Origin of the sequence: Pararhizobium gei (genome assembly GCF_029223885.1) — a bacterium.
Classification (GTDB): Bacteria; Pseudomonadota; Alphaproteobacteria; order Rhizobiales; family Rhizobiaceae; genus Pararhizobium; species Pararhizobium gei.
This window is the reverse complement of record NZ_CP119410.1, coordinates 181,741-207,128: the sequence shown is the minus strand read 5'-3', so window position 1 is coordinate 207,128 and position 25,388 is coordinate 181,741. Positions and strand designations below refer to the sequence as shown.

25 protein-coding genes are annotated in these 25,388 nt (G+C 59.8%); 10 read left to right on the top strand and 15 right to left on the bottom strand.

What is annotated here, in order from left to right:
- Positions 1-78: 78 nt before the first annotated feature.
- Positions 79-702 (top strand): TetR/AcrR family transcriptional regulator, encoded by a 624-nt coding sequence (locus tag PY308_RS22010; protein WP_275791303.1) that lies wholly within the window; start codon positions 79-81, stop codon positions 700-702.
- Positions 703-814: 112 nt separating this feature from the next.
- Here PY308_RS22010 and PY308_RS22005 read toward each other — a convergent pair whose 3' ends face one another.
- Positions 815-1,198, bottom strand: coding sequence for a winged helix-turn-helix transcriptional regulator (locus tag PY308_RS22005; RefSeq protein WP_275791302.1), 384 nt, complete (start codon positions 1,196-1,198; stop codon positions 815-817).
- A gap of 136 nt (positions 1,199-1,334) precedes the next feature.
- Here PY308_RS22005 and PY308_RS22000 point away from each other — a divergent pair, with 136 nt between their 5' ends.
- The 3 genes from PY308_RS22000 (at position 1,335) to PY308_RS21990 (ending at position 4,250) form a co-directional block, all read left to right on the top strand.
- Entirely contained in the window at positions 1,335-2,069 is a 735-nt protein-coding gene (locus PY308_RS22000) for an NADPH-dependent F420 reductase (RefSeq protein ID WP_275791300.1), read from the top strand.
- Positions 2,070-2,086: 17 nt separating this feature from the next.
- On the top strand, positions 2,087-2,833 hold the full coding sequence (locus PY308_RS21995) for an NADPH-dependent F420 reductase (RefSeq protein ID WP_275791299.1): 747 nt from the start codon (positions 2,087-2,089) through the stop codon (positions 2,831-2,833).
- Between the two features lie 94 nt (positions 2,834-2,927).
- On the top strand, positions 2,928-4,250 hold the full coding sequence (locus PY308_RS21990; protein ID WP_275791298.1) for an NtaA/DmoA family FMN-dependent monooxygenase: 1,323 nt from the start codon (positions 2,928-2,930) through the stop codon (positions 4,248-4,250).
- Positions 4,251-4,340: 90 nt separating this feature from the next.
- Here PY308_RS21990 and PY308_RS21985 read toward each other — a convergent pair whose 3' ends face one another.
- The 5 genes from PY308_RS21985 to PY308_RS21965 form a co-directional block, all read right to left on the bottom strand.
- Complete coding sequence (locus PY308_RS21985) at positions 4,341-5,504, bottom strand: mandelate racemase/muconate lactonizing enzyme family protein (RefSeq protein ID WP_275785370.1); 1,164 nt, start codon at positions 5,502-5,504, stop codon at positions 4,341-4,343.
- 318 nt (positions 5,505-5,822) lie between these two features.
- A complete protein-coding gene (locus PY308_RS21980; RefSeq protein WP_275785372.1) occupies positions 5,823-6,911 on the bottom strand; it encodes a tartrate dehydrogenase in 1,089 nt (362 codons plus the stop codon).
- A 12-nt stretch (positions 6,912-6,923) separates the two neighbouring features.
- A complete protein-coding gene (locus PY308_RS21975; RefSeq protein ID WP_275791193.1) occupies positions 6,924-8,429 on the bottom strand; it encodes a tripartite tricarboxylate transporter permease in 1,506 nt (501 codons plus the stop codon).
- 6 nt (positions 8,430-8,435) lie between these two features.
- Positions 8,436-8,888 carry a tripartite tricarboxylate transporter TctB family protein gene (locus PY308_RS21970; protein ID WP_275785374.1) on the bottom strand — a complete coding sequence of 151 codons (453 nt, stop codon included), beginning with the start codon at positions 8,886-8,888 and terminating at the stop codon, positions 8,436-8,438.
- A 51-nt stretch (positions 8,889-8,939) separates the two neighbouring features.
- Positions 8,940-9,905 (bottom strand): tripartite tricarboxylate transporter substrate-binding protein, encoded by a 966-nt coding sequence (locus PY308_RS21965; RefSeq protein ID WP_275785375.1) that lies wholly within the window; start codon positions 9,903-9,905, stop codon positions 8,940-8,942.
- Positions 9,906-10,026: 121 nt separating this feature from the next.
- On the opposite strand from PY308_RS21965, the gene PY308_RS21960 reads away from it, so the two are divergent.
- Both PY308_RS21960 and PY308_RS21955 read left to right on the top strand, forming a co-directional pair.
- The gene (locus PY308_RS21960; protein WP_275785377.1) at positions 10,027-10,944 is read left to right on the top strand and encodes a LysR substrate-binding domain-containing protein; all 918 of its coding nucleotides are present in this window, start codon (positions 10,027-10,029) and stop codon (positions 10,942-10,944) included.
- Between the two features lie 96 nt (positions 10,945-11,040).
- Positions 11,041-12,084, top strand: coding sequence for an alpha/beta hydrolase (locus PY308_RS21955; protein ID WP_275785378.1), 1,044 nt, complete (start codon positions 11,041-11,043; stop codon positions 12,082-12,084).
- A 220-nt stretch (positions 12,085-12,304) separates the two neighbouring features.
- Here PY308_RS21955 and PY308_RS21950 read toward each other — a convergent pair whose 3' ends face one another.
- Positions 12,305-12,781: a helix-turn-helix domain-containing protein gene (locus tag PY308_RS21950; RefSeq protein WP_275791297.1), complete on the bottom strand. Its 477-nt coding sequence runs from the start codon at positions 12,779-12,781 to the stop codon at positions 12,305-12,307.
- A gap of 168 nt (positions 12,782-12,949) precedes the next feature.
- Between PY308_RS21950 and PY308_RS21945 the strand changes: the two genes are divergently transcribed.
- Both PY308_RS21945 and PY308_RS23030 read left to right on the top strand, forming a co-directional pair.
- On the top strand, positions 12,950-14,074 hold the full coding sequence (locus PY308_RS21945; protein ID WP_275791296.1) for an amidohydrolase family protein: 1,125 nt from the start codon (positions 12,950-12,952) through the stop codon (positions 14,072-14,074).
- Positions 13,987-14,235, top strand: a complete 249-nt coding sequence (locus PY308_RS23030) for an amidohydrolase family protein (protein ID WP_350339850.1) — start codon at positions 13,987-13,989, stop codon at positions 14,233-14,235. Before PY308_RS21945 ends, PY308_RS23030 begins: the two co-directional genes overlap by 88 nt.
- A gap of 295 nt (positions 14,236-14,530) precedes the next feature.
- Here PY308_RS23030 and PY308_RS21940 read toward each other — a convergent pair whose 3' ends face one another.
- The 3 genes from PY308_RS21940 to PY308_RS21930 form a co-directional block, all read right to left on the bottom strand.
- Positions 14,531-15,367, bottom strand: coding sequence for an alpha/beta fold hydrolase (locus PY308_RS21940; RefSeq protein WP_275791506.1), 837 nt, complete (start codon positions 15,365-15,367; stop codon positions 14,531-14,533).
- Positions 15,368-16,017: 650 nt separating this feature from the next.
- Complete coding sequence (locus PY308_RS21935; RefSeq protein WP_275791295.1) at positions 16,018-16,995, bottom strand: helix-turn-helix domain-containing protein; 978 nt, start codon at positions 16,993-16,995, stop codon at positions 16,018-16,020.
- Between the two features lie 255 nt (positions 16,996-17,250).
- Positions 17,251-18,141 carry a LysR family transcriptional regulator gene (locus PY308_RS21930; RefSeq protein ID WP_275791294.1) on the bottom strand — a complete coding sequence of 297 codons (891 nt, stop codon included), beginning with the start codon at positions 18,139-18,141 and terminating at the stop codon, positions 17,251-17,253.
- Between the two features lie 94 nt (positions 18,142-18,235).
- On the opposite strand from PY308_RS21930, the gene PY308_RS21925 reads away from it, so the two are divergent.
- Positions 18,236-18,619 carry a CidA/LrgA family protein gene (locus PY308_RS21925; protein ID WP_275791293.1) on the top strand — a complete coding sequence of 128 codons (384 nt, stop codon included), beginning with the start codon at positions 18,236-18,238 and terminating at the stop codon, positions 18,617-18,619.
- Position 18,620: 1 nt separating this feature from the next.
- A complete protein-coding gene (locus tag PY308_RS21920; protein WP_275791292.1) occupies positions 18,621-19,322 on the top strand; it encodes an LrgB family protein in 702 nt (233 codons plus the stop codon).
- A gap of 58 nt (positions 19,323-19,380) precedes the next feature.
- On the opposite strand, the gene PY308_RS21915 is transcribed toward PY308_RS21920, so the two are convergent.
- From PY308_RS21915 to PY308_RS21895, 5 genes are all read right to left on the bottom strand, one after another.
- On the bottom strand, positions 19,381-20,538 hold the full coding sequence (locus PY308_RS21915; protein ID WP_275791291.1) for an iron-containing alcohol dehydrogenase: 1,158 nt from the start codon (positions 20,536-20,538) through the stop codon (positions 19,381-19,383).
- A 20-nt stretch (positions 20,539-20,558) separates the two neighbouring features.
- The gene (locus PY308_RS21910; RefSeq protein ID WP_275791290.1) at positions 20,559-22,472 is read right to left on the bottom strand and encodes a sodium:solute symporter family transporter; all 1,914 of its coding nucleotides are present in this window, start codon (positions 22,470-22,472) and stop codon (positions 20,559-20,561) included.
- Complete coding sequence (locus PY308_RS21905; RefSeq protein WP_275791289.1) at positions 22,472-22,897, bottom strand: hypothetical protein; 426 nt, start codon at positions 22,895-22,897, stop codon at positions 22,472-22,474. The genes PY308_RS21910 and PY308_RS21905 overlap by 1 nt, the downstream gene beginning before the upstream one ends.
- A 74-nt stretch (positions 22,898-22,971) precedes the next feature.
- The gene (locus PY308_RS21900; protein WP_275791288.1) at positions 22,972-24,636 is read right to left on the bottom strand and encodes a flotillin family protein; all 1,665 of its coding nucleotides are present in this window, start codon (positions 24,634-24,636) and stop codon (positions 22,972-22,974) included.
- Between the two features lie 48 nt (positions 24,637-24,684).
- Entirely contained in the window at positions 24,685-25,386 is a 702-nt protein-coding gene (locus PY308_RS21895) for a bacteriorhodopsin (protein ID WP_275791287.1), read from the bottom strand.
- Between the last annotated feature and the right edge of the window lie 2 nt (positions 25,387-25,388).

Here is a 25,388-nt window from a genome sequence, read left to right as displayed (position 1 = left end):
AGACCTGTATGTATTTGCAATCCCGGAATTTACAGAATAGTCTGTCTATATGTCGGCCAATGATCTGAGGTGACGGAAATGCAGACGCGCAGCGTGCTTGAGTTTGTAGATGTGGATGGGCACTCGCTTGAAGCCCTCGCGCCGCGAGAACGCATATTGAAGACTGCGTCTGACCTGTTTTACCGGCTTAGCATCAACTCTGTCGGGATAGACCGGATCATCGCCGAGAGCGGCGTGGCGAAGATGACTTTTTACAAGCACTTCCCCTCGAAGGCCACCCTCATCGCTACCTATCTGCGCCACAAGAGAGTCATCTGGTTCCAGATGCTCGCGACCGCGACCGAAAAGCCTGGCCTATCACCGCCTGAGCGGGTGCTCGCGATTTTCGACGCGATAGATGAACCTCTCAGGGCAAAAACTTTCCGCGGTTGTTCGTTTGCGAGAGGATTGGCAGAATTCGGACCCGAGGCAAACACTCCAGAGGTGCAGGCGACAATTGCCGAGTATTTCACGGAACTGCATGAATTCGTTGAATCGCTGATTAAGCCGCTCGCTTTAGATAAGCCTGAGCAAGCCGTCATCCAAATCCTGTCACTCGTTCAGGGTTCGTTTGTGATGGCGCAATCCATTCCTAACGGTGGAATTGTTGAAGCAAACCGCGATGCAGCCAGACTCCTGTTGGAGCATGGGTTGTCCGATTAATTCCTTCTGGCAAGCGCCTGTTGGCGTCTCCCTCTCTTCTACCCGCAAACCTTCGAACAGCCTGCTAAAAATCAATGCGCGACGCCCGGGTCGCTGGGAGTGGTATTGCCGCTTACGCGGGATCCTGCGACACCGCAGCACGTGCGTCACGTCGCATAAAAGCCCAGTCAATCAGTTCCGCCATGGATGGACCAAGGGCGATCCCCATCTCACTGAGCGCATACTCTACCCTGGGCGGAACCTGAGGAAACACGGTTCGCGTGACGATACCGTCTTTCTCCAGTTCTTTGAGTTGCTGGATGAGCATTTTCTGGTTCACGCCCTCTACACGCTTCTCAAGTTCCGAAAATCTTAGCGGCCCCTTCGCACCAAACAGCTGGCAGATGATGACAATTTTCCACTTGCCCTCAAGGACCTGAAGAGCGTCCCTGGTCGCTGCTGCCCAGATCAACTGCCGCTTGGGATCGTCGCAGCGCCAGTCTCTCTCTATAGCCATACTTACCTCCAGGTGGGTTACCCACTTTAAAGTAGGTTCTTGCCGTATCATCTAGCTATACCTATTCTTCGGAGCACGAAAAGTCACGTCTCCATCGGAGTGCGTTGAGTTCAATACTCTCAGCAAGGGAATGACAATGAAGGTCGGAATCATTGGCGCAGGCAACATCGGTTCGACACTGGCACGCAAGCTCGCGGCGGCAGGGCACGAGATCAAGCTTGCCAATTCCAAGGGGCCGGAATCGATCCGCGACCTTGCCGCCGAAGTCGGTGCGACGGCAACGACCCGGGAAGATGCCGTAACAGGTGTGGATGCGGTGATCCTCTCCATCCCGTTCGCAGCGCATCGCGATCTCGCCGCGTTGTTTCAGACCGTTCCCGAGAACGTCGTCGTTATCGACACATCCAACTATTATCCGTTCCGCGACGGTGCGATCGCCGAGATCGATGACGGCAAGCCGGAAGCGGTCTGGGTCACCGAGCAGATCGAGCGGCCCATCATCAAGGCGTGGAACGCAGTGCTTGCCGAGACCCTTGCCAAGAAAGGCGCAGACAAGACGCAACCCGGCCGCATCGCCCTTCCGGTCGCGGGCGACGATCCTGAAAAGAAATCGCGCGTGCTGGAACTGGTCGAGGCGACAGGCTTCGACGCCTTCGATGCCGGGGGCCTTGCGACCTCATGGCGACAGCAGCCGGGCACGCCTGCCTATTGCACGGAACTGACGGCTGACGAGCTGAAAACGGCTCTTGGAAAAGCAGACCCGAACCGCTCGGCGGACAACCGCGAGACTCTGATCAAGGGTTTCATGGAAGGGGGCGAGAGCCTGACCCACGACAACATCGTCGCCCGCAACCGCGCCGTAACAGCGTGAGCAGGGCAGGAAACATCATGAAAGTTGGTATTCTTGGCGCGGGCCACATCGGAAAAACGCTGGTCCGTGAACTCAGCAGAACTGGGTACGATGTGAAGGTGGCAAACTCACGTGGTCCTGAGACGATCGCGCCATCAGTGCTTGCATTCGGCGGACGCGCCGTAACGTTCGAACAGGCCGTCGAGGACGTGGACGTCCTGATTCTCTCGATCCCTCTCAACCGCCTGCCCGAAATCGCTGCCAAACTTGCCGCTCTTCCAAAGGACGTCGTCGTTATCGACACGTCCAACTACTATCCGATGCGCGACACCGAGATCGCCGATATCGAGGCGGGCGAAGCCGAGAGCGTCTGGGTATCCAGACAACTCGGCCGACCAGTCGCAAAGGCTTGGAATGCAATCGGTTCCGATTCTTTCGCCCGACTGGGAAAACCTGCTGGGCACCCGGATCGGATCGCTATACCGGTCGCTGCAGACAATGAACGCGACCGACTTGTCGCCATGGCGCTTGTCGGCGACACGGGATTTGACGCGGTCGATGCTGGAACGCTTGCGGAGTCGTGGCGCCAGCAGCCGGGCTCTCCCGTTTATTGCACGGACCTCACGGCCTTAGAGATGCCCTATGTACTCGCCGCCGCGGAAAGATCCCGGTTGCCAAAGCGGCGAGACCTTTCCGTTGCTGCCGTTCAGGAGAGGCTTGGCGATACGAAGAGCAATCCCGACGCGGATTTCCTCGTGCGTTTGAACAGGGCCCTGTTCCTGTAGATAGCCACTCGGTAGCAACGGATATAATCCCCGGTAAAAAAACTGATGACCCGCGGCCCGTAAACCGCGGGGGTGCCGGAAAATGGAATCGACAATGTCGCGTAAAATGATGATCGGAATGCATTTCGGAAACGGTTATGGCTCCCAGCCGGGTGCATGGCGCATGGCCGGGGTCGATCCCCGGAACTACACGAACTTCGACAGCCAGGTGCGCTATGCCCAGTCGGCGGAACGGGGCAAGTTTCAGTTCCTGTTCATGCCGGACTTTCCGGCGCTGACCGGCAATGTCGAAACCGAAGCACCGATGATCAACATCGATCCGATGATAACGCTCGCGGCCGTCGCGCGCGGGACCGAACGGATCGGGTTGGTCGCGACCGGTTCGACCACATTCAACGAGCCTTATAACCTTGCACGGCAGTTCAAGGCTCTCGACCTGATGAGCCATGGCCGGGCGGGATGGAATGCGGTCCCTAGCAGCGATCCGGCGATCGCCGCCAATTATGGTCGCAATCTTCCGCCCCGTAGCGAAAAGTATCAGCGGTTGCACGAGTCGATCCAGATCGTTCAGGCCCTCTGGGGTAGCTGGGAACAGGGAGCATGGCTGCACGACGCCGCGTCGGGGCGTTTCGCGGATGCTTCGAGGATACGGCCAATCAATCTTCAGGGAAACTACGTTGGTTCCAGCGGTCCGCTGCCGCTGCCGCCATCCGAACAGGGTCAGCCGGTCATCTTCCAGGCGGGCGGCGGCGATCAGGGACTGGAGGTCGCGGCCCGTTATGCAAGCGGCGTGATCGGGGCGGTCTACACCATCCAGGCGGCCCGTGCCCAGCGCATGGCGCTCCGCAACGCTGCGGAACGTGTTGGTCGCGATCCTGACGAGATAAAGTTTTTCCCCGGCCTCATGACGACGATCACGCCCGACAGACGAAGCGGGCTTGATCGCCGGATTACGGTCAGCGGGGAAACCTTCCCGCAGCGCGTAGAATATCTCGGGCAGATGTTGGGATTGCAGCTAGACGCGGCACGGCTCGACGAGCCGCTGTCAACGGCTCAACTTGTGACTGCTCGCCCTTCACCGCGCGATCCCCGGTCGGCCCGTGCCCTCGACATCGCTCGGGAGGGCTGGAGCCTGCGGGATATTCTGGCGCATGGCGTGATCGACTACCACCCGGTCATCGCCGGCCCGGCGGTCGAAGCTGCCGACCATATGCAGACCTGGTTCGAGGCGGGTGCGGCCGATGGCTTCTGGCTGTCGCCCGACGTCTACGAGGACGGTATCGATGCGCTCGTCGATCAGGTGGTCCCTCTCCTGCAGGAACGCGGACTATTTCATCACGACTACTCGGGAACGACCCTGCGCGACCATCTCGGCGCCCCGCCCCGGTACGGGCTTGATACGCGTATCATGCTGTGAACGGAAAATAGGTGCGCGCCAGATCGCGCTGCGTATCAGTCTAAGAAAAAGCGTCGGGAGCTTCATGAACGCTCCCGACGCACGACACCACTACTCGGCGAGTTCACGCATGACCTTGATCAGGTCGGACTTGCCTTCGAAGCCGATGCCCGGCAGTTCCGGCATGGTGATGTGGCCGTCGATGACCTTCACGCCGTCCGGGAAGCCGCCATAGGGCTGGAACAGATCCGGATAGCTCTCGTTACCGCCCAGCCCGAGGCCAGCGGCGATGTTGAGCGACATCTGGTGACCGCCATGCGGGATGCAGCGCGACGGCGACCAGCCGAACTGGCGCAGCACGTCGAGCGTGCGAAGGTACTCGACGAGACCGTACGAAAGCGCGCAGTCGAACTGCAGGAAGTCACGGTCGGGCCGCATGCCGCCGTGGCGCAGCAGGTTGCGGGCATCCTGGTGGGAGAAGAGGTTTTCGCCGGTCGCCATCGGGCCATCGTAGAATTCGGAGATCGCCGCCTGCAGCGAATAGTCCAGCGGGTCGCCGATTTCCTCGTACCAGAAGAGCGGGTAGTCGCGGAGCATCTTGGCATAGGCGATGCCGGTCTCCAGATCGAAGCGACCGTTTGCATCCACTGCAAGCTTCGCCTGCGAGCCGATTTCCTCCAGGACGGATTCGATGCGGCCGCGGTCTTCGTCAATGGAGGCGCCGCCGATCTTCATTTTCACGACATTGTAGCCGCGGTCGAGATAGCCGCGCATTTCCTTGCGCAGCGCGCTGTTGTCCTTGCCTGGGTAGTAGTAGCCGCCGGCGGCATAGACGAAGACCTTCGGGTTGGCTTCCCGGCCCTTCATGTCGGCGAGATGGCGAAAGAGCGGCTTGCCCTCGATCTTGGCGACCGCATCCCAGATCGCCATGTCGATGGTGCCAACGGCGACCGACCGCTCGCCATGACCGCCGGGCTTTTCGTTCATCATCATTTTCGCCCAGATCTTGTGCGGGTCGAGATTTGTGCCGATGTCGTTGATCAGGTCTGCCGGATCGGCTTCGAGAATACGGTCCTTGAACCGTTCGCGGATAAGGCCACCCTGGCCATAACGACCGTTCGAGTTGAAGCCATAGCCGACGACGCGGCGACCGTCCCTGACGACATCGGTGACGACGGCGACGAGGCTGGCTGTCATCTTCGAGAAGTCGATATAGGCATTGCGGATGGGCGAAGCGATGGGCTTGGTGACTTCGCAGACGTCGACGATACGCATTTGGATCTCCCGTTCAGTTTTTAGGTAGGTAGCGAATGTGGCCTCTCTGCCGCACCTTCGTAGCGATCAGACGAGAGGACTAAAGCCTTGGTAGCCGGGGGTAGCCGCACATTCCAATGCTCTGACGATTTGTATTAGTGCCGTTTCGGCATGGCATCTCTCACAGTTCGACGAAATGGAATGAAGAATATGCGGCAGAAACAAGGGGAACTGACTGCACCGGCTCTATCCGGCTCCACAGCAATGATTGCCGCCTATGCCGCTTTGGCTTCAAATAGTGGTTACCTGCCGGCGCACTCATTACCTAAGCCGGTCATGTCATCCAAGAGTCTCCGCGACGGCAGTTCCGCAGGTGACGGTATCCGCGCTTCCGCCAAGGTCGCGTGTCCGCAGCCTTTGGTCCGCGAGAACGGTCTCGATGCCAGCCATCACGGCTGCGCTGGCGTCATACTCTCCAAGATGTTCCAGCATCATCGCGGCCGACCATATCTGGCCGATCGGATTGGCAACGCCCTGTCCTGCGATGTCCGGCGCCGATCCGTGGACGGGCTCGAACAAAGAGGGGAATTTCCGCTCCGGGTTGATGTTTCCCGACGGCGCGATGCCGATCGTACCGGTGCAGGCCGGTCCCAGATCAGACAGGATGTCGCCGAACAGGTTTGATGCCACAACCACGTCGAAGCGATCGGGATTGAGAACAAAATGGGCGCAGAGAATATCGATATGGTATTTGTCCCAGGCGATATCCGGATAGGACTTCGCCATCTCCTCGACCCTCTCGTCCCAATAGGGCATCGAGATGGAGATACCGTTCGACTTGGTGGCGGAGGTCAGCCGCTTGCGGGGGCGCGTCTGCGCGAGATCGAAGGCGAATTTCAGGATCCGATCGACGCCGATGCGCGTCATCACCGTTTCCTGGAGAACCGTTTCCCGCTCGGTTCCCGGGAAAATGCGCCCGCCGACCGATGAATATTCGCCCTCGGTGTTTTCACGGACGACGTAGAAATCGATGTCCCCTGGACCACGCCCGGCCAGCGGCGAGGTCACGCCCGGCATCAACCGCACGGGCCTCAGACTGACATACTGGTCGAACTCGCGCCGGAACCGGATGAGCGAGCCCCAGAGCGAGATATGGTCGGGAACGATCTCTGGCCAGCCGACTGCGCCGAAGAAGATGGCATCATGGCTGCCGATCTGCGCCTTCCAGTCCTCCGGCATCATTTGGCCGTGCTTCACGTAGTAGTCGCAGGAGGCAAAGTCGAAGGTGTCGATCTGGAGCTCGAAGCCGAACTTCTTCGACGCCGCTTCAAGAACCCGGAGGCCTTCGGGAACGACTTCCTTGCCGATGCCGTCACCGGCGATGGAAGCGATCTTGTGTATGCGGTTGGTTCTTTTTTCCAAAGTCATGCTCCAATTCTATCAGTCTTCCTCGACGAAGACCTGTTTGCGACGTCTCGCGATGTTAGGAAGAAAGGCGACAATCAGCACGATGAGGGCAACCGTCAGAAGTCCTGCGCTGATGGGCCGGGTAAAGAAGACGGAAACGTCGCCGTGCGAAATCGTCATCGCCCTGCGCAGATGCTCCTCCAGCAGGGGCCCGAGGACGAAGCCCAGCAGCATGGGCGCAGGCTCGAAATCCAGCTTCGACAGAGCGTAGCCAAACACACCGAACGCTGCCATCACATAGAGATCGAACGTGTTGGAGTTCACGCTGTAGACGCCGATGGAGGCGAAGGCGAGGATGGCCGGAAAGAGCACCGTGTAGGGAACGGTCAGAAGCTTAACCCACAAGCCTATTAGAGGCAAATTGAGGATGACCAGAAGCAGGTTGCCGATCCACATCGAGGCGATGAGGCCCCAAAACAAAACGGGTTGCTCAGTTGCAACCTGTGGTCCCGGCACGATCCCCTGGATGATCATCGCGCCGATCATCAGCGCCATGACGGGATTGGCCGGCACGCCAAGGGTCAGCATGGGAATGAACGAGGTCTGCGCCCCGGCGTTGTTCGCGGCCTCCGGCCCCGCCACACCCTCGATCGCTCCTTGGCCAAATCGCTCCGGCGTCTTGGAGATTTTCTTCTCAAGCGCATAGGACGCAAACGACGCCAGGATCGCGCCGCCGCCCGGAAGAACGCCGAGAGCCGATCCGAGCAAAGTGCCCCGGCACGCTGGACCGATCATAGCCCTGAAATCTGCACGACTTGGCCAGAGGCCTGCCACACGGCTGATAACGGAGGTCCGCTCGATCGTCGTCTCCAGGTTTCGCAGGATTTCTGCGATGCCGAAAAGACCGACGGCGACGGCCACGAAATTCAATCCGTCTGCCAGTTCCGGTCGACCAAGCGTGAAGCGCATCGCTCCGGTATTGATGTCGGTTCCGACAAGTCCGAAGACGAGGCCCATCGACACCATGGCGATCGTTTTCAACACCGATCCGCGCGCAAGAACGATGGAAGCGGCAAGACCCAGCACCATCAGCCCGAAATATTCGGGCGAGCCGAATTTCAAAGCGATCGAGGTCAAGGGCGGTGCGAGGGCGGCCACAACCACCGTCGCGATGGTGCCGGCAAAGAAGGAACTCAACGCCGCGGCCGCAAGCGCCGGCCCGGCCCTCCCCTGCCGTGCCATCTGGTATCCATCCAGGGCCGTCACGGCCGACGAGGATTCGCCCGGCAGATTGATCAGAATTGCCGTCGTCGAGCCGCCGTACTGTGCGCCGTAGTAGATGCCGGCAAGCATGATCAGGGATGTTTCGGGCGAAAGCGACAGGGTGATCGGCAGGAGCATGGCGATCGTTGCCGTCGGACCTATCCCCGGCAGAACGCCGACCAGCGTTCCGAGCAGCGTGCCAACGAAGCAAAAGAGAATATTGTAGGGCGTCAGCGCGGCGCTCAGGCCGAGCCCGAGATTTCCGATGAGGTCCATCATAGCCTAAACTCCCAACCAGGGGCCGATAAGACGGACGGGCAGCCCGAGGCCATAATAGAAGACGCCGAGACAGAACACGGTAATGCCGAGCGTGATGGCGAGAACGACGAGCGGCCTTTGCCCGGTCGCCGCTGTTGCCGCGGACAACGAGGTGAGCGCAACCGCTGGCACAAACCCCAGGCCACGGACGGTCAGGCCGAACAGGATCGGCGCGATGATGATGGCGGCCAGAGCCCGCAAGGGTGCGATCTGCGGGTGAAAGCCTTCAGTGTCCCTGAGGGCCTTTATGCCGATGGCGATGCCGATCACCGTGATGACGATCGACAGGATCAGAGGGAAATAGCCCGGGCCCATTCTGAGCGCGGATCCGACATCCATTGTAAATATGGATGATATGCCGAACCCGATCCCGACAGCCAGCAGCGTGCCGGAGGCGGCAATATTCTTGATATCCATGGAAGCCCTCCGTTCGACTGCGGGCTTTACCCCGCAGTCGAACCATCACCGTTAATCTGCGAACTGACCGGCAGCCTTGATGATCGGATCCCACCGCTTGATTTCGGAATCGAGCTTCGTACGAAGCGCCTCCTGGGTCGCCTGCTCCTTCGTCGCAGGCATGGTGGCGATCTGCGCGAAGCGTTCTTTCAAGGTAGCGTCTTCCATTGCGGCCTGGAGTGCCGTCGTCAGCTTGTCCAGGACTTCTTTCGGAGTGCCCTTGGGCGCGTAGACGCCATGCCAGACCCCGACTTTGAATTCAGGCAATCCGGCCTCGGTGGTCGTCGGCACGTCGGGCAGCGTGGCAGCCCGTGCATCGCTGGTGATCGCATATGCCTTCACCTGCTTCTGCGTGATCGGACCGACCGTGTTCGTCGCCTGGTCACAGGTCATATCGATCTGGCCGCCGAGCAAATCCGTCATGATCGGGCCGTTTCCCTTGTACGGAACGGTCGTCATCTGGGTTCCGATTGTTGACATGAACAACGTGCCGCAGAGGTGGGACGCGGCTCCGATCCCGGCATGGGCATAGGTTACCTTGTTACCGTTCTGCTTGATGTAGGCGACGAGTTCCTGAAACGTCGAAGCCGGGAACTCATTGCGCGCAATCACCGTCATCGCGGCGTCGCTGACGAGGCCGATCGATTCGAAAGCTTCCGTCGGTTTGTAGGGTAGCTGTCTGTAGAGGGCTGGTGCGGTCGCCATTCCGATATGATGGACGAGGATGGTGTAACCGTCGGGGTCGGCGTCCGCCACGCGCCGGGCACCGATCGTTCCACCTGCGCCCGCAACGTTCTCCACGACGATCTGCTTGCCGAGAGACTTCGACATGGCGTCTGCGGTCAGCCGGGCAATGGTATCGGTTGGCCCGCCCGCTGCGTAGGGAACCACCATGAATATGTTGCGCTCTGGGTAATCGGCCGCAAAAACCGAGGTGACTGATAGCGTAAAGGCCGCTATGATCGGTAGTAACTTCATTTCTTCCTCCCATTTGCCGTCGTCTCCAACAACGGCACTCCTCAACGCAACATTCGCGAACAAGCGATTGACGGTCCAATGCCGTTTCGGCTTCAATTGGTGCCGGAAGTGAGAGAATGAGATGGATACTGCCTGGCTTTTGGACTTGCGAGCACTCGCCGACACCCTCAATTTCTCGAGGGCAGCGGAGCTGCGCAACATCACCCAGCCCGCTTTTGGTCGACGGATAAAGGCTTTTGAAGATTGGAGCGGATCGGTTCTGGTCGACCGTTCGACACACCGCATCAGGATTACGCCCGCCGGCGAAATCATGCTCGATGCCGCAAACGATATTCTTCAAAGAATCGAACGGGCCGTTCAGGACTTGAGCCACGAACGGGCTGCGACCGCCACCCTAACGTTTGCGGCGACGCATGCATTGTCCTTCACCTTTTTCCCGGGTTGGGTCCAAAGTCTGGGCTCGTCGGTGGCGACCGTCCCGATCCGGCTCCTTTCGGATAATATGAACGAGTGCGAGAGGATGATGGCAGAAGGCCGAGCCCAGTTTCTGCTCTGCCACTTCCATCCGAACAGCGGAATTCGTCTGCATGACGCAGACTTCAAGTACATGGAACTTGCCAGCGACGTCCTTCTCCCGGTTGCGCAGAAGAATGACAAGGGAGCGCCGATTTACAAGCTGCCAGGCACGCCATCGGATCCGGTCGCACATATTTCGTTCGACGAGAAATCAGGAATGGGGCGAATCTTGGCCGCCAATCTGCCCCACGTGGGGAGCGAACTGCATCTCGCTCGTGTGTTCACATCCCATTTGGCAATGGTCTTGAAAGCGTTGGCATTGGAAGGGAAAGGCGTTGCCTGGATACCAAGCAGCCTTGCCAGTTCCGAGCTGGAGCCTGAAGGAAAGCTCGCAATCGCCGGCGACGAGAAGTGGATGGTGCCGGTCAAGATCGTGCTGATCCGATCCCGATCGCGGATGACGGAGTTGGCCGAGAAGTTCTGGACGACCGTCGAAAGCGCATCCAAGCGAAAGCCGGCGTGAGCGTAACGTAGCCGCCGGACGTGCGGGCTCTTGATATGCAATGTACCAACCACCGTCTAAGGCGTGATCTAATCCCATCCGTAGGAAAAAATCGAAATGAAGACGAAGCAGAAGATACTTCTTGGCACCTTGTTTTGGGGAGCAACCACAGTGGCCAGCAGTCTTGTTCAAGCTGACGATAAAACCTCGCTTCCGGGCTACGCAGAGGGCGCGCAGGTTGTCCGCGTCGAAAAAACACAAGGCCAGATCGATGAGATCAGCGGCGTGGTTTTTACGCAAATCAAGCAAGTTCGAGCCGTCACCCAGCTTGAAATGTCGCTGCTCGTGCCGCGGACCAAAGATCTGAAACCGGCGATTGTCTATTTTCCGGGCGGCGGCTTTATCTCGGCGGATCATGAGAAGTTCATAGACCTACGCATGCCGCTCGCCAAGGCGGGCTTCGTGGTCGCGGCTGCGCAATACCGCACGGTTCCGAACAAGTATCCAGCTCTCGTCGAGGACGGTAAGGCTGCGATCCGCTATCTGCGCAAACATGCGGACGAATACGGTATCGATCCTGCCCGCATCGGCGTGCTCGGGGATTCCGCCGGCGGATATGTGTCGCAGATGATGGGCATGACGAATGGCGAGAAGAGCTTCGACAAGGGGCAGTTTCTTGACAAATCCTCCGACGTCCAGGCGGCCGTGACGATGTACGGGATCTCGAACCTTCTGGAAATTGGCGACGGCTTTCCGGATGATATCGCAAAGGTGCATCAATCACCGGCGGTGACCGAGGCGCTGCTGGTGAACGGCACGGCGTTTGGGGATTTCCCCGGTGCATCGATCGGTAGCGACCCCGAGAAGGCCTTACAGGCAAGTCCCATGGGCCATGTCGAAGGCAGCAAGCCGCCGTTCCTCATCATGCATGGAAGCGCCGACACGCTCGTTTCGCCCCTCCAGAGCGTGCAGCTCTTTGAGGCCCTGAAGAAGAAGGGCGACAAGGTTGAGTACGTTCTTGTCGAGGGCGCAGGTCATGGCGATCTCACCTGGTATCAGCCGCCGATCATCGACCGGGTGGTCGAGTGGTTCAAGGCCACATTGGGTGGTCCGATCAAGGGAAACAGCAGCACCGGGAATGCCAGCGGCGGAAATCTCTGAATCGAGCAAGATGTAGGCCTCAATTTAAGTAGAGACAGACGCCGATTTAAAGTGAACTGGTCCTCAATCCTTCTCAAGGCCTTTGATCGCTACGCCGCCGCTCGCCTCACAGTCCAGAAGATCGCCGTACAAACGCCTTTGCAGCAAGTCGCACCGATAATGGAGAAACGAACATGGTTTGCTTTTTAAGGGACTTACCAAACTATTCGGCTTGGTGACTTTACCTTCTAAGCCTTTGCGGATCGGCAACTGTGCGGTCGAAGTAGCGCGACGGCGTTGTTCCCAATGCCTTACGGAACATTGTTATGAAAGACGTTGCCGACTCGTAGCCAAGGGCATCGGAGACTTGCTGTACGAGCACTCCGTCGGACAGCTTAGAGAGCGCAACAAGCAGATGGAGCTGCTGCCGCCATCGGCCGAAGGTCATTCCCGTTTCCCTGAACACCAAGCGGGCCAGGGTGCGCTCGCTGGTCGCGGTTCGGCCGGACCATTCGGCAAGCGTCGTGCGGTCGCCCGGGTGCGCCATCAGCGCCTCCTGGATCGCCACCATCTTCGGATGGGACGAAACCGGGAGCCTCAGTCCGCCAGTCGGCATCCCCTCCAGTTCCCTCAATAATACCTTCATCAGAAGAAGTTCGTGCTCGTCGGCGTCGCTCCCTACGGTCGTGCCAACGAGGCGCAGGACTATCTCCCTCACCAAGGGGGTAATCTCGAGGGTGCAACAATTATAAGGCAGGCAGGCGGCATCCTGTTTAACGAACAGCATGCATATGCGCGAGTGCGGCGATGCCGGGCTGCGGTAGCGAAGGCCGGCCGGAACCCACACGGCGCATCCTGTCGGGACGATCCATAAAGACCCTGGAACATGGCACATTACCGCACCGCTCAGCGCGATGATAAGTTGCCCGCTCGCATGCTCGTGCAGCGGCAACTCAACCCAGTCCTCGTCGTACCCGACAAGCAACGCCATCGCGGGTGTCGCGAACTCGACGTCCCACGCGGCTGCCGTCGGCGCTCGGACGGGTGCGATTGGCAGATTTTCGATATCGATAGTCATTTCGACGCGTATCACGCCATTAATAGACGCGATACTGACATTGCTGCCGGCGTACTTTCAGAGTTTCCGCCGTCCAATGGAGAAAACGAGATCATGCGTATCATTGCTTTAGAGGAGCATGTCATGCTCCCTGAAATGACCCAACGAATTCCGGCTTCGGTTGCCGTAGAAGCCGGCTGGGTGCCGTCGAGCGGTCATTGGGGGCCGGGACCTCTCAACGAGGCGCTGGGCGATATACAGGAGGGGCGCATCGATGCGATGAACCAGGCCGGACTTACCCTGCAAGTGCTGTCTGTCATAGGTCCGGGCGCCGAGTTGCTGGCAGGAGAAGAAGGCATAAGCTTTGCGCGCGACTACAATGATCGACTTGCCATTGCGGTCGAAAAAAATCCGGATCGTTTCGCGGCATTCGCCCACTTGCCTATGAAAGAACCCGCGGCGGCGGCTGACGAACTGGAGCGCTGCGTGAAAAAGCTCGGTTTTCGCGGGGCCTCCATCAATGGGACCACGGATGGACTGTTCCTGGACGACCCGCGGTTCGCTCCTATCCTGGCGCGTGCCGAGGCGCTCGGGTCCCCGCTTTATATTCATCCCGGACCGCCGCCACGTGCAGTGCGGGATGCTTATTATAGCGGACTGCCGGGCGAAATTTCATCGTATCTGCTGTCCAACGCCGGCTTCGGCTGGCATTCTGAAACGGCGATTCACATTCTTCGCCTCGTGCTGTCCGGCACGCTCGATCGGAACCCGGGTCTGAAGCTCATCATCGGTCACTTGGGTGAGTTGCTCCCAATGCTGCTCAACGCGTTGATTAGACCTTCGGGACGGGAGCAGAAGCGGGACGGCTGCGGACCGTATCGCAAACTATTCTGGATCAGGTTTGGATCACGACCAGTGGCTTCTTCGACACGTCCGCGTTTCTCGCCGCGCTGACCGCTTTTGGTGCGGATCGCATCCTGTTCTCAGTCGACTATCCGTACGCCGCGAATACCGCCGGCGTGGCGTTTCTCAACAGCCTCCCGGTTTCTCCCGCGGACAGGGAGCGAATCGCCCACGGCAATGCCGACGCTCTCCTTGGTCTACGAACAGCTTGATGACTCTCCGAGACAAGTCAGGCGACTCTGGTGAATATCAACGCACCAGAACCGCCGGTAGGGAGGCAACAGTGAGTATCGGTCCAACAGGGCCGAACGTGCCAGGGTATCTCACCGTCGCAAGATGCAGATCTTACCGTTTGTTTTCTGGCGGCTAGTCAGCTACGCCGCCAGAGTTCCTCCTCAATTTAGAATACCGATTGGGTCACGATGATCCCGACGTCGCTGGTTTGCCGTTGACCCGAGCTGACTTTGCTGAAATGCGATTTGCGGACTGGAAGTCGAGATCATCCTATTACAGGGTTACCTTAGCTGGCAGTGCGCCAACACTCCGCAGATGCAACAGAACCAATGCCGTAATTTGTTCAGGGACTTCGAGATGCAGAAAATGACCGGCGTTTCGCAGTGTGATCCAGTTGAGAGGCCCAAGGATACAGCTGGAAATTGCATTCATTTGGCTAGTACTCAAAAACCTGTCGAGCGTCCCTTGCACGACGACAAGTGGGGCAGAGATTTGAGCAAACAGCGCCAGGGCTGACCAGTTTCTATGGCACTCCGAAATTCTTTGGTGACGCCAAGTGCGATAAGCCACTGCAGGCTGAGGATCATCGACAGAGATGATTTCAGGAAATTTCTCACCCATTTCCTGGATTGGCAATGCCTCCAAAGCCGAGCGGAGGTAAGAATCTGCTACTCCATATGGAGCCAAGGCAACGACACCTAATGTCCTCTCAGGAAAGAGCCCTGCAAACATCATTGCGACCGTTGCTCCGTCTGAGTGCGCCAAAAATTGCGCCGCGCCAATCTGCATTGCATTCATCAGAGCCGGAAGAACGACATTGGCCTCATAAAGCAGCGGCTCAAACGCAGCAGTTGTCTGCTCGTTGACGGCACTCAACTTAAACCGAGGTCTTGACCAAGCGAGAATACGCAGATCCGGCTTTTTTTCTACCAATTGCAGTGCAATTTGAGCCAGCGAAGTCCACCCTCCCAAGCCATGACCGATGAGAATGACGGGATCGCCTGCTCCAATGCCGAAACAGGCGACCTCTATAGGGCCGACACTTGTTTGAACAAACGATTTAACAATTGGTGACACATGCGGCTTGCGGTCTGCAGCGGTGTTGCTCATTTTGCCCACGACGTAGCCTCCTCGCTTCGTCTACGACTGCCTAACGATGACAGTCCTTAAGCTCGGTTTCAATCAACTCGCCCGACATCCTCCGCACGAGCCAAACCGAATTTTATCCGTCCCCGTCTCCAGCTCTATTTCTCGTCGCAGTGCCGCATTCCAGATACACGTTTTAATCCGATCGTCGTCATGATGAACGGCATTTCATGTCAAATATCTAAGTGCACACATGACTTGCAACGATCCGTCGCTGTAACTCATTTATTGCCTGTACGGATGCCGCCCTTAATTGGTGTCCCGCTGATTTTATAAGCTAAACAGCATATCGACACCCGCCAGTCCGCATCTTGCTTTTTTAATAGCAGCAATTGCTGTTTGAGCGTTCCTACCATTTTCACGACCGCCGCATCGACATCGCAAAGGACTTCCTAGTCGATGCTCCGACCCGGAAGGCGTGTTGCCTATTCCTCGTGTATTGGCAGCACAACAAGGACATGACCGTGCAGATCATGACGGAGGGCTGAGCATATTTGCAGCCCTGTAGGGATGGATATTCGGCTTTGCGGTTCAACGCGCGAAAGTATGACGAGGCGCACAGAATTTGCCGACCATCACGCCCGAAGCATAAATCCAGCAGCCTCTTTTTGTGATCAACCGCCCGTTCGATATTGGGTCGGCGATACCCCAACAGATTTCTTAAACGCTCGGGTCAAGTTCGCCCCGGATGAAAAACCTGTCGAGGACGCGATATCCTCCAGCGTTTTACCCGAGTCTGTCAGCAAAGCCTTGGCGCGGGATATGCGCAAGTCCGTGAAATAATGAAGTGGCGCACTGCCCGTCGCCAATTTGAACGCCCGGGCAAAATGATAGATGCTCAGGCACGCGACGCTCGCCAACTCTTCCAACGATATATCCGCGCCGACATTTTGATACATGTAGTCCAGAACGCGGTTCAGCCGCAGACGATCAAGCCCGCCGGCCGCCTTCGAGTCCATATAGGACCCCGTGAAATTTTTGGGGTCCTGGCGCGTGTAATGCTGCAGCATTCTGGCGGCGAGTGCGACCCCGAGAGAATCCAGCAGTATACGGCCAGTAGAACCTTCCGTTTGCATCTCCTCGGCTATCGCCAGTCCGATATGCTGCACCAGAGGATCAAAAAAACCGCCCGTATACATCAGGCCGGAGTCGATCGGACTGTTGTCGGAGCATTCGAGATTTCCAAAAAGATTTTGTGGAAGGTACAGGTGCAGCATATCCAGGGAACCGGCATGGATATGCAGATATTTGACCGCGACGCCTCTTGGACAAATACAGGCCGAACCGGGGCGGGACACGAATTTTTGCTCCGCTCCATCCGCGCGCCGACGGATCTGCGCCGACCCCGACAGCGCTATGATCACCTCGTTCACCTGCTGCACGAAAGGTTCGCAATGCAACTCTTCATGACGACGCACCTCAGCCGTGACCGAACTGCGCCATCCCAGATCGACGGAAGAATGCAAAAGCCTGCTGCCGCCGATCTCGTATTTGTTTCCAAGGAGAGTGCCCATATCGGCACCCGTACCCAAGGCTCCGCTCTCACGTGCGGGTGTCGCCGCGGTCGGAAATGAACGATAGTCACCCTTCATGATGTTCCTCCAGAACTATCCATGCCGCCGCCGTTTCGCTGTTGAAACAGTGAAACGGCATGCGCCTCCCGCGCACGGCACCCATCCGACGGCCCAGTCCTCCCGACCCGGTCAAAAATGCAGTTCCATTACGTTTGGCCAGCAACCGGATACTTGTCAATTCTCAAGTGAAATGAGCGCCGTTTGCTGCCAGCAGCAAAAGATTCCGGTGCGCTGTAAGTATTGTGGATCGGGCCGTTTGCAGTCGCGGCCCGGTCAACTCTGCAGCAGCATGTTGGGCTCATGGTCCAGATCCAGCCACGCGCGGGACGCATGCGATAGATAGGATCCTTTCCTCCACATCCATGCAAGATGCCATGAAATGGAGGGGTCGATTACAGGGCGGTGGCAAACGCCAGAGTGCTTGCGGCCCTCCGCCATGAACCGCGGGAGAAATCCGATCCCGAGACCGGATGCGACCAATTCCACGATAAAACCGGTCTGACTGCTTCGTGCGACGATGTTGGGCTGAAAGCCCGCTTCTTCACATGCCTTCAGAATCAGCGCGTTCAAGGCAAAGTCATTGTCGAACAAGATGAAAGGCTCATCTTTGAGCATGCCGAGCGCAAGCTTTTCATCTCGTGAGCGGGCGTGCCAAGCAGGCAACAGGACCTCCATGGGTTCTTCCCGAACGCTGCGCCATTCAAACTCGTCCGGCAATGGCAACAGCGAGGCCCCGAGATCGACCTCACCCGATCGCACCAGTTCTTCCAGCTTCTTGCTTCCGTATTCGGCGAGCTGTATCTCGATTCCGGGATAGCGGCTGCGATAGATCGTAAACAGCGGCGCAAAAAGGACATCGCTTCCGATGGGCGGCAGCCCCAGCCGTAACTTGCCGAGGCGCAGCCCACGCAACTCGCTCAGTTCCGTCACAAGATCGTCACGCTCCGTCAGCATTTTCACCGCCCGCACAAAGACGACCTCGCCGGCGGTGGTCATTGCCGAGCGATGACCCAGCCGGTCGAGCAGGATGACGCCGAGATCGTCTTCGAGCTGCTTCACAGACTTGCTGACAGCAGATTGCGTCAGAAAGAGCGATTTCGCAGCCAGAGAAAAGCTGCCCTGCCGCGCAACCTCCACAAACGCTTTCAACGCACGCAGCTCCATCAGTATTCCCTTCAAGACTTCTTTACGTGAATTCAATTCGTTTTACGAATACGACAGCTCCGTGTAAATTACTGCAAGGTTTATGGAGCACATTATGCGTGATATTTTGCAGTACGGTCGCCACCTCTTTCAAGCTGTCGTGATCTGCTTGTTCTGGCTCGTCGGCAACGCAATTGCGACCGCTCTCTCTCTTCCGATCCCCGGTGGCGTCATCGGCATGGTGATCGTGCTTGCGCTTTTTGCATGCGGCATCATTCGCCCTGCCAGTCTGGGGGGCGGAGCACGGTGGCTTATCGGCGAAATGCTGCTGTTCTTCATTCCCGCGGTTCTCGCCATCATCGATCATCACGAGTTGCTGGGCCTGCTTGGTCTCAAGGTCCTGCTCGTCATCGTATCGGGAACCTTCGTGGTCATGACCATGACCGGCGTTGCAGTCGAGATCGTCATGTCTCTCGCCGTTCGCCCGAAACAGCCATAAAATGCTTGCTGGATTCCTCACCTACCTTCAGTGGCCAGCTTTGACGATCGGCCTCTACCTCGCCGCGCGCTGGGCGTATTGGCGCTGGCATGTGCTGCTTCTGTCGCCTTTGATTATCGTGCCGACAATCCTCATTGTCCTCACGGGGTTTCTCCATGTCAGCTACGCCGATTATATCGGATCCACACATTGGCTGGTCGCGCTTCTCGGACCGGTAACCGTCGCCTTCGCCGTTCCCATCTGGAACCAGCGCTCGCTCGTTCGTAGGTACTGGCTGCCTCTTCTCGCCGGTGCGTTCGTCGGTAGCGCGGCGGCGATGATGTCGGCGTGGGCGGTGGCGAGTTTGCTCAGCATCGATGGCCCATTGCGCCTGAGCCTGTTGCCGAGATCCATCAGCACGCCCTTTGCAATGAGCGTCTCGGGAGATATCGGCGGCGTTGCGGATCTCACGGCCGTGTTTGTTATCGTCACCGGCATCCTTGGCGCCATCATCGGACAGATCGTCATGCGCGTCGTACCCCTTCGATCGAGTCTGTCCCGGGGCGCCATGTTTGGAATGGGCGCCCATGGTGCTGGCGTCGCCAAAGCCAGCGAGATCGGCGAAGAGGAGGGTACCATCGCCGGCCTGATGATGGTCGCAGTCGGACTGTTGAACGTCCTGCTCGCGCCCCTCGTCAACATCGCGTTGCACGCCCTGTCCTGATCGGAACGGTCGTTCACATAAACGATCTCCGTCGCGCATCGATTGAACCGCAGTTTGGTCAGTAGGCTGCCCGGTAAATGGCCAGCGCATCCGCTTCGGTGATCTCGCGCGGATTGTTGACGAGCAGCCGCGTCTGGTTCATTGCGTCGCGCGCAAGACGCGGCAGCCAGTCCTCGGTAATGTCCATGTCCCTCAGCCGCTGCGGAAGGCCGCAGTCGCGGGACAATTGTTCGAGGGCTTCGCAGAAGGCCGCTGCCCTCTCCTGACCTTCGAGCCGCCCAAGGGCCGGAAAGACATGCGGGGCAAGATCGATGTAGGGCCCGGCCACCGTCACCGCATTGAAGCGCAGGACATGCGGCAGGACCAGCGCGTTCGACAGGCCGTGCGGAATGTGGAAATGGCCACCGAGCGGATAGGCGAGCGCGTGAACGGCAGCAACGGGCGAATTGGCAAAGGCCTGTCCCGCCAGCATGGAGCCGAGCAGCATGTCGCCCCGCGCCGTGGCGTCGGTTCCGTTACGGACCGCCGTCAGAAGGGCGGGCGCCATCAGTTGCAAGGCCTGAACGGCCAGCATGCGCGACAGGGGATTGTTGTTCGGACTGGCGGAAGCAAAAGCCTCGATCGCATGGACCATGGCGTCGATGCCGGTCGCCGCCGTGACGTGAGGCGGCAATCCGGTGGTCAGTCCGGGATCGAGGATCGCGACATCCGGCAACAGGACGGGCGACACGACGCCCATCTTTTCGGATGCCCCGGTTGTCACGATGGAAATGGGCGTGACCTCGGAACCGGTTCCCGCCGTCGTCGGAACGAGGATGAGCGGCAGTCTCGGCCCCTGCGCCTTGCCGACGCCGTAGACGGAGGCAAGGCTCTCCTTGCCCACAGCAAGCAGTGCCACCAGCTTCGCTACGTCGAGCGAGGACCCGCCGCCGAGGCCGATCACGCCCTGAATGCCCGCCTCCTGCGCGAGGGAAGCCGCCCGCAGGATGATCGCTTCCGGCGGGTCGGCCTGTACGTCCGAAAACAGCGTAACCTCCATGCCGGCATCCGACAGCACTGCAAGGGCGCGATCGACGATGCCGGTCGATCGCAGACCGGGATCCGTCACCAGAAGCACGCGCAAGCCGATCAGCGGCCGGGCAATCTCCCCGAGCCGCGCCAGCGCGCCAGCGCCGAACTGGATGCTTCTGGATGTGTTGAAGACGAAGGGGGGCATGGGGGATTCCTGCCTGTTGCTCAGCGGCTAAAGCCAAGCGCGGTGAGAACGATCAGTGCGAAGGCGACGGCGGAGGTGACGACAAGCGCGCGCACGCGGTCGCGTTCCTGCGCGTCCTGATGAACGCGAAGCTTCGGGTGGGGTGCATAGGCGGGAATGTCCATGGACAGAGGACTGGCCATTTCCATCTTGTAGGACAGGAACCAGACGAGGCCGACGCCCAGCGCCCAGAACAGCAGACTCCAGCCCCAGAGCGACGGCATGCCGACGAGCCATTGCCGGTCCGGACCGAGGAATGCGCCGTTGCCGAACACCAGCCCCGGCCCGACGGCGAGGAACAGCCATGCGAGCGAGACGGACCAGGCCGTGGAGCGCAGCGCCCGCGCCCGCGCACTCGTTCTCAATGCAATGCCGAGAAACCGGCGGATTTCCTGCGCCTCTTCGGAAAAGCCGCGACGCTGGGTAAACGCCGACACCAGCAGGGTGACGGCAAGGTTTGCCGCCATGCCCCAGGCGGCCGAATGCAGGGTCCACGGCGCCCGTCCCCACGGAACGTCAAGGCCGAAGAACGAGAGGACGGCAATGCCGAGAGGTTCGGTCAGAAGCACGCCGGCAATGCCGAAGCCAACGCCGGTGACGGCCGCCGGCCGGGTGATCCACCGCAGCCAAGTGATGCCGAGAAGCGGGGTCCACAGCTGGAAGGACAGCGGAAGAGCCAGCGATCCCAGCATCGACAGCGTGACGGGCGTCAGGGCCTGCATGAGGACGGAGGCGATGGCAAGAAGCCCGATGACGACACGCGTCAGGGTCACGGTGTCCCGCCGGCCGAGACGCCCGTGAAACCAAGGCTTGTAGAGATGCCGGACAAGTGCCTCGCCGGCGGTCAGCAGGCCGAGCCCGGCCATCAGCTGCACCCCGGCCAGAAGGCCGATGAACAGCCAGGCGGCAAACCACGGCGACAGGCTCGCCAGCAGGCCGGAAAGCCCCAGATCCGGCCGGATGAGAGAGGCCGCACCGACCGTTCCGACGCACAGCGCGACCAGCCCGCCATAGGCGCCGGCCATCACCCAGGTCTGGCCGGCCGCAAGTGCACGTGGAGTGCGCATCGACAGGATGACCTTCAGTGCCAGCGGGCTTGCCTGGAAACCCATGAGCGCGAAAGCAATCGACAGGCTGGCCAGCGCCGTTCCCTCGTGTCCGGCCGCAGCCTCGCGACCCGCGCCGGTAGTAAACTGGATCACGCCCGAAACCATGAAGCGACCGGCCTGCAAAGGATCCGCCGAAAGAGTTGCAAGTCCCGCGTTCAGCGCGCCGAAACCGCCGACGGCGATGAGGGCAAAGCCGGCGAAACCCACCACGGATGCTGCGGCCAGCACGGCCTGGATGGCGCCGAGATAGCCGACGATGCGCATGCCGCCGATCACCACATAGCCGAAAAGAACCACCGCCAGCAGCGTCGCGGCAACCGGCGCCGAGACCGCACCGCCCGTCAGCCCTTCCACCAGCCGGGACAGGGCCGACAGTTGCAGGCCGGCAAAGGCGACCGCGAACAGCACGGCGATGACGGTCGACACGCAGACGAGGAATTCGGAGCCGTAATAGCTGCGCAGCAATTCGCTCTGGGAGGACAGCCGCAATCTCTGGCCGACCAGCCAGATGCGCTTGAAGAACAGGACACCGGGCAGCGCAAGCGCAATGCCGGCCTGCAGCAGGGCGGGAAACCCGAAACCGGAATGCCCGACTTCGGCCGATGCATCGAGGATGGCCCAGCCCGAAAGGCTGGCCCCGGCCAGCACCAGCGCCGACACCCAGGGCGACAGGGCGTGGCCGGCCGAAAAGTAGGTTTCGAAGTCGCCATTTTCGCGGGCACCGACGCGCGCCCAATAGAGCGTCATCGCGATGTAGAATAGTCCGTAGAGCGACAGCCAGATCATTATGCGCCCTCACCGAGCGAGGCGGGCTTCACGTGGAAGCGCGAGAACGCTCCGCGCAATCCATGCCGGGTGAACAGATAGGTCAGGAACCCCAAGGCCAGCACGCCGAAGAAGATAAGCCCGGAATAGAAGTCCGCCATGGTCGTTTCCCCGGTTATGGCGCCGATGACGAAGACCAGCCCCAGCAACCCGTAGGCGCCAATGCCAAGGGCCGTTTCACCGGGCGAAAAACCGGTGTCGAACACGCCGTTGATGACGATGTGGACCACGAAGGCAAGAACGATGCCGCCGACGCCGAGCGATGACAGCGTGACGCTGTCGCGCGTCAGTCCTTCCAGCAGAAGGCCGAGGCCGAGGAAGCCGAGGACGGCCCATGTCGAAAAGACAAGGATGCTGCGTTCGACGATCGGAAGAGGCGAAAGCATCGTTCAGGCTCCAGCGGAAAATTCATGGAAGGACCGGGACCGGGCGGCGTGCGCCGCCCGGTCCCCTGGCGTATTCAGTTGCCCTTGCCCTTGGCGCGCGGCTCCGGCGCCGAGGGTTCGGTATAGACGATCTTCGACAGGTCACTGAGCGTATGGGCCCTGTGGATCGTATCGCCCGTCAGCCCAATCTCTCCCAGCAGCGTATCGACGAACGGCGCCTGCGTGCGGTAGCGCAAGGCGGAACTGACCACCTGTTCGGCCAGATTGCCGTCCCGTGGGCCTGACGGTTCGGCGCCGATCGGGCCGCCGCTTCCCACAGCGCCCGACAGACCCGGCAGGCCTTCGACGTGAAGGATCTTGATGCCCTCGATCCGCTCCATCGGCTTGACGCTTTCGCGGATGATGGCGGGAAGGTTTTCGACCAGGGCCTTGTGCAGCGCGGATTTGCGGCTGCTGTCGGACCGCAGGTTCTCGGCGACGTTGAGCTTCTGCTTGCCGTCGGCCTCGACCCGAAGCCGCTCTTCTAGTGCGGCCACGGTGATGCGGTCGGCATCGGCGAGATCCTGCGCCGCTGCCTTTTCCGCCTGTGCCGAGATGCGCTGACGGGCGCCGTCCGCTTCCGCCACACGCTCGGCGTCGATCAGTTCGATCGCCTTCTGACGATTGGCGACCTCGGTGTCGCGGATGGTCTGGACGCGTTCCTGCGCCTCGACCATCGACGCCCGTGCATTCTCGGCCTCCGTCTGGGCCTCCGATCGCTGCTTCGACTTGAGCGACACGGCGATATCCAGCGCCTGCTCCTCGATCTGTACGGTTTCGCGGCGCTTGATCTCCAGCATCTCGATCTGGCGCTCCATCTCGATCCGCGTCCGCTCGACGGTTTCCCGTTCGCGGATCTTCACCGATTCGATCTCGCGTTCCCGTACCGCGTTCTCGGCAGCGATCTCGGATTTCCGCGTGGCGCGCTGGATGGAAACCTCGGCTTCGTGGACCATGCGCGCATATTCGCTGTCGCGCTGGATATCGAGGCTGCGCTTTTCCGCTTCCAGGTTCTTGGCGCGAATGGCGACGGCGGTATCCTTCTCGATATCGTTGCGCTTCTTCTTGCGGCTTTCGATCTGCTCGGTCAGAAGCGTCAGGCCTTCCGCGTCGAACGTGTTGGAAGGATCGAACAGCTTGATATCCGCCTGGTCGAGCGAGGTGAGCGAGACGGATTCCAGCTCCAGCCCGTCGAGTTCGAGGCTGTCCGCCACTTCGGTCTTCACCTCGCGCACGAAGGCCTGCCGGTTTTCGTGGATCTGTTCCAGCGTCATCTTGGCGGCGGCGGCACCCATGGCATCGACGAACCGGCCCTGGATGAGGTCCTTCAGCTGCTCGGCATTCATGGTGCGATTGCCCAGGCTGCGCGCAGCCGTGGCGACTGCATCGTCATTGGGGGCGACGCGGACGTAGAACTCGACGGTCAGTTCGACACGCATCCTGTCCTTGGTGATAAGCGACTTTTCGCGGGCGCGCGTCACTTCCAGCCGGAGCGTGTTCATGTTGACCTCGGTCAGGTCGTGCAGGATCGGCAGCACCAGCGCGCCCCCGCCCATGACGACCTTTTCGCCGCCGAAGCCGGTGCGCACGAAGCTGACATCCTTGGTTGAGCGCCGGTACAGCCAGTGCAGGAGATAGGCCGCGACGGCGATGACGATCGCGGCGAGAATGATGATGGCAATGACGTTTGCGCCGTTCATGGACGTTCTCCTTCTGAAGGTGCGGGGGTGGCGGGCAGGCGACGTGCGTTACGCATGGCGCACCTCGTTGGAAATGAGCGCGCCGGTGGCAAGGATGGCGATGCCGAAGGCCATGCGGTTGAGAATGTCGGCGACGTTATAGGCGACCGTCAGGCTGCCATCGTCGGGAATGCCTGCGAAGGCGGTCAGGAAATTGCCGAGCGGATAGATCGCCCAGCCGATGGTGACGATCAGCCTCAGCCAGAAATATCCGCGCCGCAGATAGTCCCCGGTGGAGGACCGGACCACATCGTCCATCTGCCCGAAATACAACTCACCGAGAATGTAGAGCCAGAAGACGAGGCCGATCAGGAAGGCGAGCGTCGGATGCATGAAGCCGGCCTCGCCGAGATAGCGCACGAACACCATCAGCACGGCAACGATCAGCAGGCGCCAGAACAAACCGGCACCCAACTTGCCGGCCGTCCGGGCAAAGAAGAACATGGCCATGATCTGCAGCGGCATGGAGACCATCCAGCCGACATAGTGATAGACGATCGGCACGCTGCCGTTGGCGGCCCATGCCGCGCGTCCCTCGAAGGTCGCGCCGATGCCGACGAGGGCGGCGATGGCGCAGAGCGCGATCGGCACTTTCCATGTCCGCCCCACCCAGGCCGTTCCCATGAGAAGCAGGATCGTCGTTGCGGCCAGCCCGAACAGCGCCACCGAATAGCTCGCCGCGGTCAGGTCGGTTGTCTGAAACACCGCCATTT

Coding starts and splice junctions, on each gene's coding strand:
- PY308_RS21955 (WP_275785378.1), top strand. CDS start 11,041: ATGAAGACGAAGCAGAAGATACTTCTTGGCACCTTGTTTTGGGGAGCA.
- PY308_RS21900 (WP_275791288.1), bottom strand. CDS start 24,636: ATGAACGGCGCAAACGTCATTGCCATCATCATTCTCGCCGCGATCGTC.
- PY308_RS22005 (WP_275791302.1), bottom strand. CDS start 1,198: ATGGCTATAGAGAGAGACTGGCGCTGCGACGATCCCAAGCGGCAGTTG.
- PY308_RS22010 (WP_275791303.1), top strand. CDS start 79: ATGCAGACGCGCAGCGTGCTTGAGTTTGTAGATGTGGATGGGCACTCG.
- PY308_RS21930 (WP_275791294.1), bottom strand. CDS start 18,141: ATGGAGCTGCGTGCGTTGAAAGCGTTTGTGGAGGTTGCGCGGCAGGGC.
- PY308_RS21965 (WP_275785375.1), bottom strand. CDS start 9,905: ATGAAGTTACTACCGATCATAGCGGCCTTTACGCTATCAGTCACCTCG.
- PY308_RS21990 (WP_275791298.1), top strand. CDS start 2,928: ATGTCGCGTAAAATGATGATCGGAATGCATTTCGGAAACGGTTATGGC.
- PY308_RS21915 (WP_275791291.1), bottom strand. CDS start 20,538: ATGCCCCCCTTCGTCTTCAACACATCCAGAAGCATCCAGTTCGGCGCT.
- PY308_RS21935 (WP_275791295.1), bottom strand. CDS start 16,995: ATGAAGGGTGACTATCGTTCATTTCCGACCGCGGCGACACCCGCACGT.
- PY308_RS21925 (WP_275791293.1), top strand. CDS start 18,236: ATGCGTGATATTTTGCAGTACGGTCGCCACCTCTTTCAAGCTGTCGTG.
- PY308_RS21960 (WP_275785377.1), top strand. CDS start 10,027: ATGGATACTGCCTGGCTTTTGGACTTGCGAGCACTCGCCGACACCCTC.
- PY308_RS21920 (WP_275791292.1), top strand. CDS start 18,621: ATGCTTGCTGGATTCCTCACCTACCTTCAGTGGCCAGCTTTGACGATC.
- PY308_RS21945 (WP_275791296.1), top strand. CDS start 12,950: ATGGCACATTACCGCACCGCTCAGCGCGATGATAAGTTGCCCGCTCGC.
- PY308_RS21985 (WP_275785370.1), bottom strand. CDS start 5,504: ATGCGTATCGTCGACGTCTGCGAAGTCACCAAGCCCATCGCTTCGCCC.
- PY308_RS21975 (WP_275791193.1), bottom strand. CDS start 8,429: ATGGACCTCATCGGAAATCTCGGGCTCGGCCTGAGCGCCGCGCTGACG.
- PY308_RS21940 (WP_275791506.1), bottom strand. CDS start 15,367: ATGAGCAACACCGCTGCAGACCGCAAGCCGCATGTGTCACCAATTGTT.
- PY308_RS21895 (WP_275791287.1), bottom strand. CDS start 25,386: ATGGCGGTGTTTCAGACAACCGACCTGACCGCGGCGAGCTATTCGGTG.
- PY308_RS21995 (WP_275791299.1), top strand. CDS start 2,087: ATGAAAGTTGGTATTCTTGGCGCGGGCCACATCGGAAAAACGCTGGTC.
- PY308_RS21970 (WP_275785374.1), bottom strand. CDS start 8,888: ATGGATATCAAGAATATTGCCGCCTCCGGCACGCTGCTGGCTGTCGGG.
- PY308_RS22000 (WP_275791300.1), top strand. CDS start 1,335: ATGAAGGTCGGAATCATTGGCGCAGGCAACATCGGTTCGACACTGGCA.
- PY308_RS21910 (WP_275791290.1), bottom strand. CDS start 22,472: ATGATCTGGCTGTCGCTCTACGGACTATTCTACATCGCGATGACGCTC.
- PY308_RS21980 (WP_275785372.1), bottom strand. CDS start 6,911: ATGACTTTGGAAAAAAGAACCAACCGCATACACAAGATCGCTTCCATC.
- PY308_RS21905 (WP_275791289.1), bottom strand. CDS start 22,897: ATGCTTTCGCCTCTTCCGATCGTCGAACGCAGCATCCTTGTCTTTTCG.